This window comes from Herbaspirillum sp. C9C3 (genome assembly GCF_013359625.1).
Lineage (GTDB): Bacteria > Pseudomonadota > Gammaproteobacteria > Burkholderiales > Burkholderiaceae_D > Herbaspirillum.
Map to the genome: position 1 here is coordinate 56,037 of NZ_JABFMQ010000009.1, position 15,333 is coordinate 71,369.

At 63.4% G+C, this 15,333-nt stretch carries 12 protein-coding genes; 3 read left to right on the top strand and 9 right to left on the bottom strand.

The genetic code is table 11. The features are described 5' to 3' along the window. Positions 1-300 precede the first annotated feature (300 nt). Both HNO82_RS11065 and yfcF read left to right on the top strand, forming a co-directional pair. On the top strand, positions 301-1,035 hold the full coding sequence (locus HNO82_RS11065) for a GntR family transcriptional regulator (RefSeq protein WP_175343741.1): 735 nt from the start codon (positions 301-303) through the stop codon (positions 1,033-1,035). Positions 1,036-1,390: 355 nt separating this feature from the next. Then, positions 1,391-2,050: a glutathione transferase gene (gene yfcF, locus HNO82_RS11070; protein WP_175343742.1), complete on the top strand. Its 660-nt coding sequence runs from the start codon at positions 1,391-1,393 to the stop codon at positions 2,048-2,050. A 90-nt stretch (positions 2,051-2,140) separates the two neighbouring features. Here the strand turns inward: yfcF and HNO82_RS11075 are convergent, their stop codons facing one another. Next, entirely contained in the window at positions 2,141-3,397 is a 1,257-nt protein-coding gene (locus HNO82_RS11075) for an MFS transporter (RefSeq protein WP_175343743.1), read from the bottom strand. A 447-nt stretch (positions 3,398-3,844) separates the two neighbouring features. On the opposite strand from HNO82_RS11075, the gene HNO82_RS11080 reads away from it, so the two are divergent. Then, positions 3,845-4,567: a FadR/GntR family transcriptional regulator gene (locus HNO82_RS11080; RefSeq protein WP_008333449.1), complete on the top strand. Its 723-nt coding sequence runs from the start codon at positions 3,845-3,847 to the stop codon at positions 4,565-4,567. Positions 4,568-4,641: 74 nt separating this feature from the next. Here HNO82_RS11080 and HNO82_RS11085 read toward each other — a convergent pair whose 3' ends face one another. From HNO82_RS11085 to HNO82_RS11120, 8 genes are all read right to left on the bottom strand, one after another. Continuing rightward, positions 4,642-5,445 (bottom strand): transporter substrate-binding domain-containing protein, encoded by an 804-nt coding sequence (locus tag HNO82_RS11085; RefSeq protein ID WP_008333450.1) that lies wholly within the window; start codon positions 5,443-5,445, stop codon positions 4,642-4,644. Between the two features lie 51 nt (positions 5,446-5,496). Beyond that, complete coding sequence (locus HNO82_RS11090) at positions 5,497-6,291, bottom strand: amino acid ABC transporter ATP-binding protein (protein ID WP_175343744.1); 795 nt, start codon at positions 6,289-6,291, stop codon at positions 5,497-5,499. Further along, the gene (locus HNO82_RS11095; RefSeq protein ID WP_008333453.1) at positions 6,275-6,928 is read right to left on the bottom strand and encodes an amino acid ABC transporter permease; all 654 of its coding nucleotides are present in this window, start codon (positions 6,926-6,928) and stop codon (positions 6,275-6,277) included. The genes HNO82_RS11090 and HNO82_RS11095 overlap by 17 nt, the downstream gene beginning before the upstream one ends. Further along, positions 6,925-7,758, bottom strand: a complete 834-nt coding sequence (locus tag HNO82_RS11100) for an amino acid ABC transporter permease (protein ID WP_175343745.1) — start codon at positions 7,756-7,758, stop codon at positions 6,925-6,927. Before HNO82_RS11100 ends, HNO82_RS11095 begins: the two co-directional genes overlap by 4 nt. 232 nt (positions 7,759-7,990) lie before the next feature. Further along, entirely contained in the window at positions 7,991-8,845 is an 855-nt protein-coding gene (locus HNO82_RS11105; RefSeq protein ID WP_175343746.1) for an NAD-dependent epimerase/dehydratase family protein, read from the bottom strand. 352 nt (positions 8,846-9,197) lie between these two features. After that, entirely contained in the window at positions 9,198-10,718 is a 1,521-nt protein-coding gene (locus HNO82_RS11110) for an efflux transporter outer membrane subunit (protein ID WP_217509883.1), read from the bottom strand. Then, positions 10,718-13,873, bottom strand: a complete 3,156-nt coding sequence (locus tag HNO82_RS11115) for an efflux RND transporter permease subunit (protein WP_175343747.1) — start codon at positions 13,871-13,873, stop codon at positions 10,718-10,720. Before HNO82_RS11115 ends, HNO82_RS11110 begins: the two co-directional genes overlap by 1 nt. Before the next feature lie 11 nt (positions 13,874-13,884). After that, the gene (locus HNO82_RS11120) at positions 13,885-15,186 is read right to left on the bottom strand and encodes an efflux RND transporter periplasmic adaptor subunit (protein WP_283810172.1); all 1,302 of its coding nucleotides are present in this window, start codon (positions 15,184-15,186) and stop codon (positions 13,885-13,887) included. Positions 15,187-15,333 lie beyond the last annotated feature (147 nt).

The following is a 15,333-nucleotide window of genomic DNA, read 5'->3' on the forward strand; positions in this document are numbered from 1 at the left end:
TTGATTTATCGGATGAATTATTCAGTTACTCAACTACTCATATAGTCATCTATATGAGTTAACGGAAGATAACACAGCCGGGAGGATGCAACAATCCTTCTCGATCAGGGGTGCTGCGACCTCCAGCAATACGTTTTGCAAGCCGTCGGATGTGGGCAGATCATCGTCCGTCAGAACGCCCCGGGCAAGCAGCGCGATGCTGTGCCGCTTGGTTTGTCCACCTGCACTTCACCGGCCCGTTGTGAGTGCGCCCGCCCCCGGGTAGACTGAGCACTTTCTCATTGCAAGGCAAGTCTCAGCATGCTCGACCAGAATGGCGCCGATGCGCGCCTGCCGCTCTACCTCCAGTTGCGCGACCAGCTCGCGGCGCAGATCCGCGCCCAGAAATGGCAACCAGGCCAGGCCATCCCCTCCGAGGCAGAACTGAGCCAGACCTATCAGGTCGCCATCGGAACGGTACGCCGGGCGGTCGAAACGCTGATGAGCGAAGGTCTGGTGGAACGGACTCATGGACGTGGCACCTTTGTGCGCAAGGCGCGTTTCGACAACTCGCTGTTCCGCTTCTTCCGCTTTGAAGCAGCCGATGGTCGAGCGCTGCAACCGACCAGCGTGATCGTCAGCCGCAAGCTCATCGAAGCGCCGCGCCGGGTATCCGAGGCCCTGCACCTGAAGAGCCATGCGCGGGTGATCGAACTGCTGCGTCTGCGCAAGGTCGACGGCCAACCGGTGCTGGCCGAGAACATCTATCTGTGCGCCCAGCGCTTCAAGGCCCTGGCCGACAAGGCCCCGGAAGACTTCGGTGATCTTCTGTATCCGCTCTACGAGCGCGAATGCGGGCTCATCGTCGCCTCTGCGCGCGAGACCCTGACGGTGGAGACCGTCACGGCTGCGCAGGCGCGGCTGCTGGCCCTGGCGGAGAAGACGCCGGTCGTGGTGATCGAACGCATCGCCTTCGGCTCGGACGGCACTCCCCTGGAATGGCGACAGTCACGCGGGGCGGCAAGCAAGTTCAGGTATAGCGCGGAGATTCGCTGACTCACGCTCAGCTATCGGCGGGCGTTGTATCCTGCGGACCGACCCCGCTGTGGCTTAAGCGCACACGCATGGCAAAAATGCTGCAATCTGGTTTACTATCGTCGCTCGGCCCATCACTTCTCCCACCATGCAGCTGAAGCGATCCCTCATCCAGTCACCCGCTGCCCTTGTGGCCGCTGGCGTTGGCATGCGCGGGCTGAACACCAAAAAACGGCATCTCCGCTGACGGGGATGTCACGTCCCGTCCGGCGGATCGCCTGGCGGGACTGAATCGCAACAGCGCTGCCCTTTCAGACCTCGCCCCGGCGTACTACCGGCGGAACGGCTTTCTTCAACCGTTCTTCACGAGGTACACATGCAATACGATCGTCATCCACAGGCTCTGCAGCTGCACGTCGACGCCCAGTACGCCAGTCCTTACGCCATGTCGGTCTTCGTCGCCCTGCGCGCCAAGGCCCTGCCCTTCACGCTGCATACGGTCGATCTGGATGCCGCCGCCCATCAGGATGCGGCCTATGCCACGCTATCCCTGACCGCGCGCGTGCCGACCCTGGAGCACGGCAGCCTGGCACTGTCCGAGTCATCGGCCATTACGGAATATCTGGCGGATGTCTTCGGCGGCCCGTCGCTCTACCCGGCCGACCCCGTCGCGCGGGCTCGCGCCCGGCAGGTGCAGGCCTGGTTGCGCAGCGACCTGCTGCCCCTGCGCGAAGAGCGCAATACCCAAGTGCTGTTCTACGGTGCACGCAAGCCGCCCTTGTCAGCGCAGGCGCGGGCCGCCGTGCAACGGCTGTTCAGTGTGGCGCACGCCCTGCTGCCGGAAGGTGCTCACTGCCTCTTCGGTGAGTGGTGCACCGCCGATACCGACCTGGCGCTGATGATCAATCGTCTTGCCATGCACGACGACGCCGTGCCGCCGCGCCTGGCCGACTATGCACGGACACAATGGCAACGGCCCGCCGTGCAGGAATGGGTGGCAATGCAGCGCCCGCCTCTGTCGACACCCGTCACGTAACCATCGCTATGGCTGATCCGCGCTGATCATGAAAAAGGGGCGACGTCGCCAGACGTCGCCCCTTGCAGGACGAACTCCGTGTGAGCACCGTCAGGCAATGGCGTCCGGACGCGGACGGGCAATCGCGAACACCACCGCCGCAGCCAACAGGTCGAAGACTGCCAGCAGGACGAACAGAGGACCGTAACCAATCTGCGTGACCAGGACGCCGAAGAGCAGCGTGAACAGTGTCGCGCCCAGGTAGCCGCTCATGCCGGTCAGGCCGGTGGCCGTGGCGACCTGGTTCTTGGTGAACACATCGGAGGTGATCGAATACAGCGCGCCCGACAGCGTCTGGTGCGCAAAGCCGCCCACGGAGAGCAAGGCCACGGCCACATAGGGACTGTCGACGAAGCCCACGCAGGCCGGCCCGATCATGGCCAGACAGCCCGTGAGCATGACCAGCTTGCGCGAGGTGAACAGCGAGACCTTCAGATGCTTGTGGAAGAAGGGACTCAGGTAGCCGCCCAGAACACATCCAATGTCCGCGGCCAGGAACGGCAACCAGGCGAACATGGCGATTTCCTTGATGTTCATGTGGCGCTCGGTGGCCATGTACAGCGGAATCCACGCGTTGAAGGTCTGCCAGGCCGGTTCCGACAGGAAGCGCGGGATGGCGATTGACCAGAAGTTCTGGCTGCGCACGATCTTGGTCCAGCTTTCGCGGACCACTTTCTCGGGCGATTTCTCCTGGCCATCGAGGATGTAGTCGCGCTCTTGCGGCGAGAGCAGCTTCTGGTCACGCGGGCTCTTGTAGAACAGCATCCACAGGAAGAACCACAGCACGCCCAGTGCCCCCACCACCACGAAAGACATTTTCCAGCCGCCATGCAGGATGGTCCACACCACCAGCGGCGGTGCGCACAGGGCGCCGATGGAGGAGCCGATGTTGAACCAGCCGATCGCCACCGAGCGCTCCTTGGCCGGGAACCACTCGGTGGACGCCTTCACGCCGCCCGGAATGCCGGCCGCTTCGGTGATGCCCAGCAGGGCACGGAAGAAGGCCAGCCCCTGCCAGCCCGTGGCCAGTGCCGCCCCGGCGCAAACCAGCGACCAGGCCAGGGCGAAGATGCCGAAGCCGATCTTGGTCCCCACGGCATCGAGTATGTAGCCGGCCACCGGCTGCATCAGCGCATAACAGATCTGCCATGACACCACGATGTACGAGTACTGCTCCGTACTCATGTTCAGCTCTTTCATCATGGTCGGCGCGGCGACCGACAAGGTGTTGCGGGCCAGATAATTGACGATCAGGGCCAGGGTGACCAGCGTCACCATGTACCAGCGGATTCCTCTTACGTACTTCATGGCGTCTCCAAAAGGATAGTTCTTCAACAGGCAGGCATGGCGCGACCTGTGGCCGCCCGGACCCGGCTGTACGCCCGCTCTCGCGGTGGATGGCGCACAGCCGTCAGCCCCGGGCGGCACCGGGCCGCCTGGCGTCAGGCAGGTCGGGAGTCCATGCCTGTCTCCAAAGGAAGGTTTTTTATCTTTTTTGTCATTTATTTATACGATGTCGTATAAGTTATTCTGCGATTAGTCGGACTAATTCTTCATGCAGGTGGACAACTCTAATGATCCGTGGGCAGGAAGTCAACCGAATTCGCTGCAGTTTTCTTCCCGCAAAGCGCTTTCGCAGGCGATTTTGGCAAGACCGCATGAATCATCGTGCAGCGCCCGAGGAGAAGGCTTGCACCCTGGCGTCGACTCCTTCATAGTGTCCGCAGACGAACTCATCGGCAGCAGTCATCGTACATGTCAGCATTTAATCCGCCTTCCCCCGATCCTTCACGTCGCGGCAATCTCAGCCGTTCCGAACATATCTGCAAGCAGATCATCGCGTCCATCCTGCGCGGGGAGCTGGGGGAGAACCGCAAGCTGCCCACCGAAGTGGAGCTGGCGCAGCGCTATGAAGCTTCCCGTACCACGGTGCGGGAAGCGCTCTCGCGGCTGCGCTCGGAGGGCATCGTGGTCTCGCGCCGGGGCTCGGGCAATTACGTGCAGCGGCTGCCGGTGCTGCAAAGCAGTGCCCCGGCGCAGATTGCCAGCATCCATGATGTGGAGCGCTATTACGCCTTTCGCGAATGCGTGGAGGTGGGCGCGGCCGGCATCGCCGCCGCGGCCCGCAAGGAAGAGGATGTCGCCCTGATGCGCCATTGCCTGGAGGCGCTGCGGCGCGCGCAACTGCAGGGCCAGACCGGCGTGGAAGAGGACCTGGCGCTGCACATGGCCATTGCCCGGGCCACCCGCAATCCCTTCTTCATCTCCACCATCGAACATGCGCTGGGTCCGATCCGCCAGTGCATGGAGCTGGCCCAGAACCTGGGCTCACCGCAGGAAGGCGAACGCATCCAGGTCATCGATGACGAGCACCAGGCCATCATCGATGCCATCGCGCTGGGTTCGCCAGAGCAGGCCGAAGCAGCCATGCGCGCGCACATCGGCCATGCCCGCCAGCGCATCTTCGAAGGCGGCTGAAGGCGACTCAATGCTGCGCATGACGCAACGACGCCGGGCCATGCTGCGCCCGGCGTCGCTGGAACATGCCGGTATTACGCGGGATGCTGCACGTTGGCCGGCAGATCGCGGCCGTGATACTTCTTGTAGATGGCGTTGAGCTTGCCATTGCTCATGTTGGTCTTGACCCAGCCATCGATCCATTGCTTCAGGCGCGGCTGGTTCTTGTTGATGGCGATGCCCAGATCAAAGGCCTTCTGTTCGAACTTCATTTCCAGGTTCTTGCCGGGCGACTTCTTCTGCATCTCCTGCAGATTGGATGGCGTACTGGAGAAGACGTCCACCTGACCCGTCACCATCGACGTGATCAGGGTCGCATCATCCTCATAGCGCATGATCTCCGCGCCCTTGGCGTTCTGGGTGGTCAGGGTATCGTTGGGCGTGGCGCGGGTGACGCCGATGCGCTTGCCGTTCAGATCCGCATAATCCTTGATGGCCATGTTCCTGGGGGCACCGATAATGAGGCTGATGACCGCATAGGGAATGGAGAAATCGATGACCTTCAGCCGTTCCGGCGTAATCGACAGCGAACCCACCACGATATCGGCGCGATTGGCCTGCAAGGTCGGTACGCGCGCCGCATTGGCCACCGGGATCAGGTCGAGCTGCACCCCCAGGTCCTGAGCCAGCAGCCGCGCGGCCTCGACGTCGGAACCGGCCGGCTGCAGCTTCTCGTCGCTGTAGCCGAACAACGGTGTGCTGGAGGTCGTGGCGATGCGGATCTTGCCGGCCTTCCTGATATCGTCCAGCTGGTCGGCCAGCGCCGCGTGGGCGCTCAGGCCCAGGATCAGGGCCGCAAGGGCGGTGCGCGCGAGGGTGCGCAATTTTGCGTTTTTCATTACTTGTCTCCGTTATTTTATGAACAGGTCGTACAGGGAACAGCGTTTGCGCTACAGGTCGGCGGCCAGAAAAGCCTGTAATTCGGGGGTGTGCGGGTGGTCCAGCATGTCGCCGGGACCGACTTCCCAGACCCGCCCCTGGTGCATGTAGATGATGCGATCAGCCACGCGCTTGGCAAAGTTCATCTCGTGGGTTACCAGCAGCATGGTCATGCCATTGGCGGCCAGGTCTTCCATCACGCGCAGCACTTCACCGGTCAGTTGCGGATCCAGGGCCGAGGTCACTTCATCGAACAGCATCACCTTGGGCGACATCGCCAGCGACCGCGCGATGGCCACGCGCTGCTGCTGGCCGCCTGAAAGCTGTTCCGGATACGCGCCGGCCTTCTCATCGAGCCCGACCTGCGCCAGCGCGGCCAGGGCCACGCGGCGCGCTTCGGCCTTGTCCTGCTGCTTGACGTGGCGCAGGGCCAGCATGACGTTCTCCAGCACGTTCAGATGCGGGAACAGGTTGTAGCTCTGGAAGACGATGCCCACTTCGCGCCGCAGCTTGTGCAGGTCGACCTGCGGATCATCGACGCGGATGCCCGCCACCTCGATGCTGCCGGAATCGATGGTCTCCAGGCGGTCGATGCAGCGCAGCGCGGTGGACTTGCCGGAGCCGGAGGCACCGATGATGGCAATCATCTCGCCGCGCGCCACCTCGAAGGACACGCCCTTCAAGACCTGGTTGTCACCAAAGCTCTTGTAGACCTGATCCAGCCGGACGATGACGGGCTGCGGCTCCTGCGCCGATGCAACGGGCCGCAGATGCGGCACGGATTCGGATTTAGCGATGGCTGACATTGAGCTTTCTCTCCATGGATGCGCTCCACCGCGACAAGGGATAGCAGAGCAGGAAATAGAAGGTGCCCACCAGCAGGAACACCAGGAAGGGTTGGAAGATGGAGTTGTTGATGATCTGCCCGGCCCGCGTCAGTTCGACGAATCCGATGACGGAGGCCAGCGAGGTCATCTTGATCAGCTGCACCAGAAAGCCGATGGTGGGCGGCAGTGACAATCGCGTGGCCTGCGGGATGATGACCAGGCGCAGCGTCTGCCAGCGGGTCAGCGACAGACATTCGGAGGCCTCCCACTGCGGACGCGGCATGGCCTCCACGCAGCCGCGCCAGATGTCGCCCAGGTAGGCGCTGGTATAGATCATCATCGCCAGCCCGGCCGCCACCAGCGCCGGCAGCACCAGCCCATACACCGACAGACCGAAATAGACGATGAAGAGCAGGATCAGCAAGGGGATGCCCTGTATGCACTCGATGAAGAGGATGGCGGGCCGCCGCAACCAGGCGCGCGGCGAGATGCGCGCCAGCATCACCAGGAACCCGCCGAGACCGCCCAGCACGAAAGCCAGCGCAGAGAGCACCAGCGTCCAGCCGATGGACTGCACCATGAAGAAGAAATAGGTCCAGCTGAAGTTGCCCATCATGATGTGCTCCCTTCGATGCGCAGCGAGGCGCTCGTATTGACCGCCACCGGTCGCGATACGCCATGCACATAAGGCACATGGGCCAGGGGTGCCATCCCCGCAGGATCCGTCGCAGGCAGCCGCGACACCGGACTGCGCCGGCCCAGCGCAGCAGCACGGCGCAAGGTGCGGCGGCGCTTGAAGATAGTTTCACCAATGGAATAAGCCACCAGCTTGACCAGTACCGCCAGCACCAGGTACAGGGCGGCGACCACGATATAGGTCTCCAGCGAACGGAAGGTATCGGACTGCACGGTATTGGCAATGGCGGTCAACTCTTCGGCGGAGATCTGCGAGGCCATCGCCGAGGCCTGCATCATCAGCAGAAACTGGCTGGTCAGCGCCGGATAGACGCGCTCGATGGCCGGTTGCAGCATCACGTGCCAGCGGATGCGCCAGACCGACAGGCCCAGGCACTGGGCGGCCTCGATCTGCCCGCGCGGCACCGAATCGATACCGGCGCGGATGATCTCGGCGGCATAGGCGGCGATGTTGATGATCATCGCCAGCACCGCCGCCGCGAAGGTCGGCATGCGGATACCCAGACTGGCCAGACCGAAATACAGCAGGAAGATCTGCACCAGGAAGGGCGTATTGCGCACCACCTCGATATAGGCACTACAGGTGCGGGCCAACAGACGATTGGGACTGTTCTTGGCGAAGGCAACGAAGATGCCGATGGCGACGCCGACGATGATCGCCAGCGTGGTCATCTTCAGCGTCAGCCAGGCGCCGTGCAGGAACACGGGCCAGTAGGGCGCCAGCGGAGTGAAGTCGAGAGAGAAGTTCATGGGCTGCCGGGTCCATCAAGGTTTCAGGAAACCGGACATCGGTGCGGCGCGGGCGCGATCCTGCTGCGTGCGAGCGGCCCGGTGTTCCGGGTGCTGCCTTGCTGCGATTCAGGTCAAGCGGTTGCGTGCGGTGCTGCCATGCCGCGCGACAGGAGAGGTCCTGCCGCGGCGGAGTACGACGAAATGCGAGGTGACTGCTCGGGTGAAACGAAAACGCTGTGGAAAATTTGAGTTAGTCCGCCAATGGATCAAAGGGTCCCGCCGCCGTGAAGGCGCCGCCTTGCAGGGTCGCGACGGGATCATCCGCAGCCGGTTGCGGTTGCGCTTCCACCTTGGCGCGGAAGATCTCCGAACTGTCCTTGGGCGCATAGCCCAGGTGCGCGGCATGACGGTTGTCCCACCAGGTCTTGGCGTTGGCCGACATGCCGTAGACGATGGTGTGACCCACACCCGCAATGAACAGCGCGCGCCGCAGCAGTTGCTCGAAGTCGTCCATGCTCATCCAGCTGGCCAGCATGCGGCGATTGGTCGCTTCCGGGAAGATCGAGCCGATGCGGATGCTCACCGTTTCCACGCCATAGCGGTCGAAATAGAACTGCGCCATGTCTTCGCCATAGGACTTGGACAAGCCGTAGTAGCCATCGGGACGCTTGAGATCATGCGCATCGATGCGCTCATCCTGACGATAAAAACCGGTGACGTGATTGGAGCTGGCGAAGATGACGCGCTTGACGCCATGACGGCGCGCGGCTTCGTAGATGTGGAAGACACCCTTGATGTTGGCTTCCAGGATCTCCTCGAAAGGACGCTCCACCGAGACGCCACCCAGATGGATGATGGCCTCACAGCCGGCCACCATGGCATCGACCGCCGCACGGTCGGCCAGGTCGCAACCCAGCACCTCTTCATGCGCCCCTGCCGGCGTCACGCCCTGCATGGCCGCAGCCAGATCGGCTACCCGCACACGCTCGGCGAAAGACGCCAGGCGCGGCCGCAATTGCCGTCCCACGCCACCGGCGGCGCCGGTCAGCAAGAGGCGGGAAAATCGGGCGCTCTGCCACGCATCGCGTTCAGTCTCTGCGCTCATGCGGGCGGTCTCCTGATGGTTGCTCATCGTTGTAGTTGTCGGTGGGGTGCTGTATTCAAGGGCCGTGATGCACGCACACCCGGTACCGGGCGTGTGGCCGACTCATCTTGTACGTCGTCGTATCACTTGGCGGATTATTCCCGGCGAGGTTCGGCTTGTCAACCGTATTTGGGGGCAGGTGGACGGCAGAAGCGGGGGTGTTGACGCAGCCACGGCCAACTTGGATCACCCGCCATTTCCCCCGGATTTACCTTCAAAATTTACCCATCTTCTGCCATCTTTCCGACCTGCCGCAGCCGCGCAGGACTGCACCACAGCGCCTGGAGCAGATCGCGATGTCCGCGTCCCGCGCCTAAGAGCGGTCCGGTGATGACGATGCGGCGCCCTGCGGGCGGGCAGTTGGCCGGGCAGTGTCTTCGTTCCAGCCACCGCCCAGCACCTTGTAGAGCGTGATGCGATTGCTCTGCTCGGTCAGCCGCAGGGAGATCAGCGTCTGCTGTGCAGAGTACAGCGTGCGCTGCGCCACCAGGGTGGTGAGATAGCTGTCGATACCGTTCTTGTAGCGCGCCTCGGACAGACGGAAAGCCTTCTCGCTGGCCGCCGTGGCTTTGCCCTGTGCATCCAGTCGCTGATCCAGCGTGGCGCGCACGGCCAGGGCATCGGCCACTTCGCGGAAGGCAGTCTGGATGGTCTTCTCATAACTGGCCACGTCGATGTCACGTGTGATCTTGGCCGAGTCCAGGCTGGCACGCAGGCTGCCGGCATTGAAGATGGGCAGGTTGATCGACGGAACGAAACTCCAGCTGCCACTGCCCGCCTTGAACAAGCCGCCCAGGGTACGACTGGCGGTGCCGCCGTCGGCGGTCAGCGAGATGCTGGGGAAGAAGGCCGCACGCGCCGCACCGATGTCGGCATTGGCGGACTTGAGAGTGTGTTCGGCCGCCAGCACGTCGGGCCGTCGCAACAGCACCTGCGAAGGCAGGTCCGCCGGTGTGGCCGGCAACACGCTGGCCGTCTCGGGCAACGCCGTGGGCAACAGCGCCGCATCGACATCAGCGCCCACCAGCAGGCGCAGGGCATTGATGTCCTGTGCGACCTGGCTGGTGTAGCTGGCCACATCCGCACGCGCCGCTTGCACCGTGGCCTCCTGGCTGGCCAGATCGACGCCGGAGACGGTGCCGATGTCATGGCTGCGCTGGCTCAGTGCATAGGTACGTGACTGGCTGGCATAGGTGTCCTGAGCCAGTGTCAAGAGCTCGCGGTCCGAGGCCAGCGTGAGCCAGGCCGTGGCCACTTCGGCCACCAGACTGATGTGGGTGCTGCGACGGGTCTCCACCTGATACTGATAGGTTTCCAGGGCAGCATCCGACAGATTCTTGAGACGACCGAAGAAATCCAGTTCATAGGCGCTCACGCCCACCGTCACGCTCTGCTGTCTTGATACCGTGGCGCGGCCACTGGTGGACAACTCCGCCGGCGTGCGACTGGCGCTGCTGGTTCCGGTGGCTGAAATGGCCGGATAGCGGTCGGCATCGGTGATGCGATATTGCGCCCGGGCCTTCTCGATATTGAGCGCGGCCACGCGCAGGTCGCGGTTGTTCTCCAGCGCGGCCGCGATCACCTGCTGCAGGCGCGGATCGAGGAAGAACTCACGCCAGCCGAGCTGGTCGGCATCGATTGCATCGGCGGCCTTGGCAGCAAGGGTGCCGACGGGCTTGCCATCGACCGGCCGGGCCCAGCTGGCCGGCACCGGTGCCGACGGCCGGGCGTAGTCGGGCGCGAGATTGGCGCAACCCGCCAGCGCTGTCGTGAGCGCCAGCACCATGGCCGTACGGGTCCACAGGATCGAGCTCTGTTGTATGGGCTGGGTCATCACACGCCCTCCTTTTGCATGGCGTGATCGTCATCCTTGGGCGGCTTGTTGGCCGCGCGGCGGTCCAGCCAGGTGCCGATCAGGTAGTAGAACAAGGGCACGAAGAAGATGCCCAGCAGAGTCGCGGAGAGCATGCCGCCCAGCACGCCGGTGCCGATGGCGCGGCGGCTGGCCGATCCGGCGCCACTGGCCACGGCCAGAGGCAGCACGCCGAACATGAAGGCCAGTGAAGTCATCAGGATCGGACGCAGGCGCAGCTGCACCGCCTCCAGGGTGGCCTCCCGCAGGCTCTTGCCGGACTCATGCAGTTGCTTGGCAAATTCCACGATCAGGATTGCGTTCTTGGCCGACAGGCCCACGGTGGTCAACAGCCCCACCTGGAAATACACGTCATTGGACATCCCGAACATGCCCGTGAGCAGCACGGTCCCGACGATACCCAGCGGCACCGCAAGAATCACCGCGAAGGGCACCGACCAGCTCTCGTACAAAGCGGCCAGGCACAGGAACACGAAGAGGATGGAAATCGCATACAACATCGGTGCCTGGTTGCCCGAGAGCCGCTCCTGGTAGGACGAACCGGTCCACTCGAAGCCGATGCCCGCCGGCAGTTGCGCCACCAGCTTCTCCACTTCGGCCATGGCGCTGCCCGAGCTCACGCCGGCTGCCGGTTCACCCACGATCTCGAAGGAAGACACGCCGTTGTAGCGCTCCAGCAGGGAAGGACCGTAAGTCCACTTGCTGCTCATGAAGGCCGAGAACGGCACCATCTGGCTGGCCGAATTGCGCACATACCAGCGGTTCAGGTCTTCGGCCTGCATGCGGAAGGCGGCATCGCCCTGCACATAGACCTTCTTGACGCGGCCATTGCTGAGGAAGTCATTGACGTAGGTACCGCCCATGGCCGTGGCGAGCGTCGAGTTGATGTCGGAGGTCGAAATCGACAAGGCATCGGCCTTGCGGTCATCGATGGCCACGCGCAACTGGGGCGTATCATCCAGGCCGGTGGTACGCACGTTGGCCAGCAGCGCATTGCTGCGCGCCAGTTGCAGGAACTGGTCGCGCGCCTTGAGCAAGGCATCGTGGCCGACGCCACCGACATCCTTCAATTCCAGATCGAAGCCCGAACTCTGGCCCAGGCCGCGCACCGCCGGCGGGTTCATCAGGAACACGCGGGCACCGCGAATCTTGGAGAGGTCGGCATTGGCCCGGCGTACCAGCTCGGCGGCCGACTGCCCTGCACCGGTACGCTGGTCCCAAGCCTTGAGGCGGATGAAGGCGCGTGCCCCGTTCTGGCTGTTGCCACCCACGCCCGCACCGACGATGGCCAGCACCGAATCAACGGATTCGGGCTTGTTCATGAAGTATTGCTGCACCGTCTTGACCACGGTAGCGGTCTGTTCGGCCGTGGCGCCGGTAGGCAACTGGATCTGCGCCATCAGCACGCCCTGGTCTTCTTCCGGCAGGAAGGAGGTGGGCAGGCGCATGAACAGCACCGCCATCGCCACGGCGATCAGGGCATACATCAACAGGCCGCGCTTGCCGCGCTTGAGCAGGCCGCCCACACCACCTTGATAGCGCGTGGCACTGCGGTCAAAGGTACGATTGAACCAGGTAAAGAATTTACCCTGCTGCACATGACCGCCTGCATGCGGCTTGAGCAAGGTGGCGCACAGGGCCGGTGTGAGCGTGAGCGCCACCATCACCGACAAGGCCATGGCCGAGACGATGGTGATGGAGAACTGGCGATAGATCACCCCGGTCGATCCACCGAAGAATGCCATCGGGATGAACACGGCCGAGAGCACCATGGCGATACCGACCAGCGCACCGGTGATCTCCCGCATGGACTTGCGCGTGGCTTCCTTGGGACTGAGCTTCTCCTCGCTCATCAGGCGCTCGACGTTTTCCACTACCACGATGGCGTCGTCCACCAGCAAGCCGATGGCCAGCACCATCCCGAACATGGTCAGCGTATTGATCGAATAACCGAACATGGCCAGGATGCCGAAGGTCCCCAGCAGCACCACCGGCACCGTGATGGCCGGAATGAAGGTGGCACGGATGTTCTGCAGGAACAGGTACATGATCAGCACCACCAGCACGATGGCTTCGATCAGGGTCTTGACCACTTCTTCCAGCGACACGCGCACGAAGGGCGTGGTGTCATAGGCGATGTTGCTCTTGAGTTTCATCGAGGCCGGGAAGTACGGCTCCAGCTCGGCCATCTTCTTCTTGACCGCGTCCGCCGTGGCCAGCGCGTTGGCGCCGGTGGCCAGCTGGATCGCCAGCGCCGAGGACGGCTTGCCGTTCTGCTGCGAAGCGACCTGGTAGCTCTCGCCGCCCAGCTCCACCCGCGCGACATCAGCGAGCTTCACCACCGAACCATCGGAAGAGGACTTGACGATGATGTTGCGGAATTCATCCGGCGTGGTCAGCTTGCTGCGCGCCGTGATGGTGGCGTTGATCTGCTGGCCCGGTTGCGCCGGCAGCGCACCGATCTCGCCGGCCGATACCTCGGTGTTCTGCGCTTCCAGCGCGCTGGTGATGTCGGAGGGCATCAGCGCATATTTCTGCAACTTGGCCGGATCGATCCAGATGCGCATCGCATAGTTGGTGCCGAAGGCGGTCACGTCGCCCACGCCCTCCACGCGGCTGATCTGGTCGGTCAGCGTACTGCTGATGAAGTCACCGATGTCGATGCTGGTGATGCGCGGATCATCCGAGGTCAGCGACAGCACCATGAGGATGTCGGTCGAGGCCTTGGTCACCGTCACGCCATTGTTCTGCACCGCCTGCGGCAGGCGCGCCGTGACCTGCTGCAGCTTGTTCTGCACCTGCATCTGCGCCACGTCGGGATTGGTACCGGCGGTAAAGGTCAGCGAGACGGTGGCGCTACCGGCCGAGCTGGAGCTGGCCGACATGTATTGCAGATTGTCCAGCCCCTTCATCTGCTGCTCGATGACCTGGGTCACCGAATCTTCCAGGGTCTTGGCCGAGGCACCGGTATAGGTGGCCTTGATGTTGACCTTGGGCGGGGCAATGTCGGGATACTGCTCCAGCGACAGCGAGCGGACAGCCATCATGCCCCCCAGCATGATGATGATGGCGATGACCCACGCAAAGATGGGCCGGTCGATAAAGAAACGTGCCATGTGTGCCTCGCTTACTTCGACCGGGCGCCGATGGCGGCAGTGGCCGGGGCAGCAGTCGCACCGGCTGCCCGGTCGGCGTCCCCGCCCAGCGACGGATCGGCAGCGGCAGCGGCGGCTTCACGGGCCAGATCCTTCTGCAGACTGTCGGTGATGTCGATGGCACGTGGCGTATCACCGGTACGCACCTTCTGCAATCCGTCGACGATGAGCTTGTCGCCCTCCTTGAGACCCTTGCTGATCCACCAGTTGTTGCCCACCGCACGCGCCACGGTCACCAGGCGCTGCTGTACCTTGCCGTCGGCACCCAGCACCAGCGCGGTCGCAGCACCGGTCTGGTCGCGACTGACCGCCTTCTGCGGCACCAGCAGTGCGTGTTCATCCACACCTTCTTCCAGCACGGCACGCACGTAAGCACCCGGCAGCAGCACGCCGTCCGGATTGGGGACCACCGCGCGCAAGGTGATCATGCCGGTGCCGGTATCGACCGAGAGGCCGGTGAATTCGAGCTTGCCGGCGCGCTCATAGGTGGAGCCGTCTTCCAGCAGGATCTTGACCTGGGCGGCATTGTCACCGCTCTTCCTGATCTGACCGCTGGCCAGTTCGCGCCGCAGGCGCAGCAGATCCACGGTGGATTGCGTCACATCGACATAGATCGGGTCGATCTGCTGCACCGTCGTCAGTGCCGTGGTCTGGCTGGCCGTCACCAGAGCACCGGGAGTGACGCTGGATTGCTCGATGCGGCCGGAGATGGGCGAGAGGATCCTGGTGTATTGCAGGTTGATGGCGGCGGTCTGCACGGCGGCCTTCTGCACTTCCACATCGGCCTGGTTCTGGCGCAGGGTGCTCTGGGCGTCGTCGTTGTCCTGCTTGGAGACGGCATCGATCTTGTTCAGTTCGGCATAACGATCAGCCTTCAGCTTCGATGAGGCCAGCGTTGCCTGCGCCTTGAGCAGGGAAGCCTTGGCGCTGTCATAGGCAGCCTGATAGCTGGCCGGATCGATCTGGTAGAGCGGCTGGCCGGCCTTGACCTTGCTGCCTTCCTTGAACAGGCGTTTCTGGATGATGCCGCCGACCTGCGGACGGATGTCGGCCGTCAGGTAGGCCGTGGTACGGCCCGGCAACTCGGTGGTCAGTGCCTGGCGCTGGGCCTTGACGACCACGTAGCCGACTTCGGACTGGGCGGCGGGCTTGGGCTGGTCGCCGGAGCGCGAGCAGGCGCCGAGGACGGCCACCAGCATCAGAGACAGCGCCAGACGGGCTGCGGTGGAAGAGCGGCGCCCCTGGCGGCGCGGGAGTGTTGCAGTGTCGTGCATGATCGGGAGGCTTTCTGCCCGTCCGCGGTCCGCCATGGGCGCGGGTTCCGGGCGCAATGAGCTATCGGACCTGCGATTATGGATAACAAATGTGAGGGAAAAATGAGCAGGCGCGGCGGTATGTCCGTCCTGCAACAGGACGGGGCG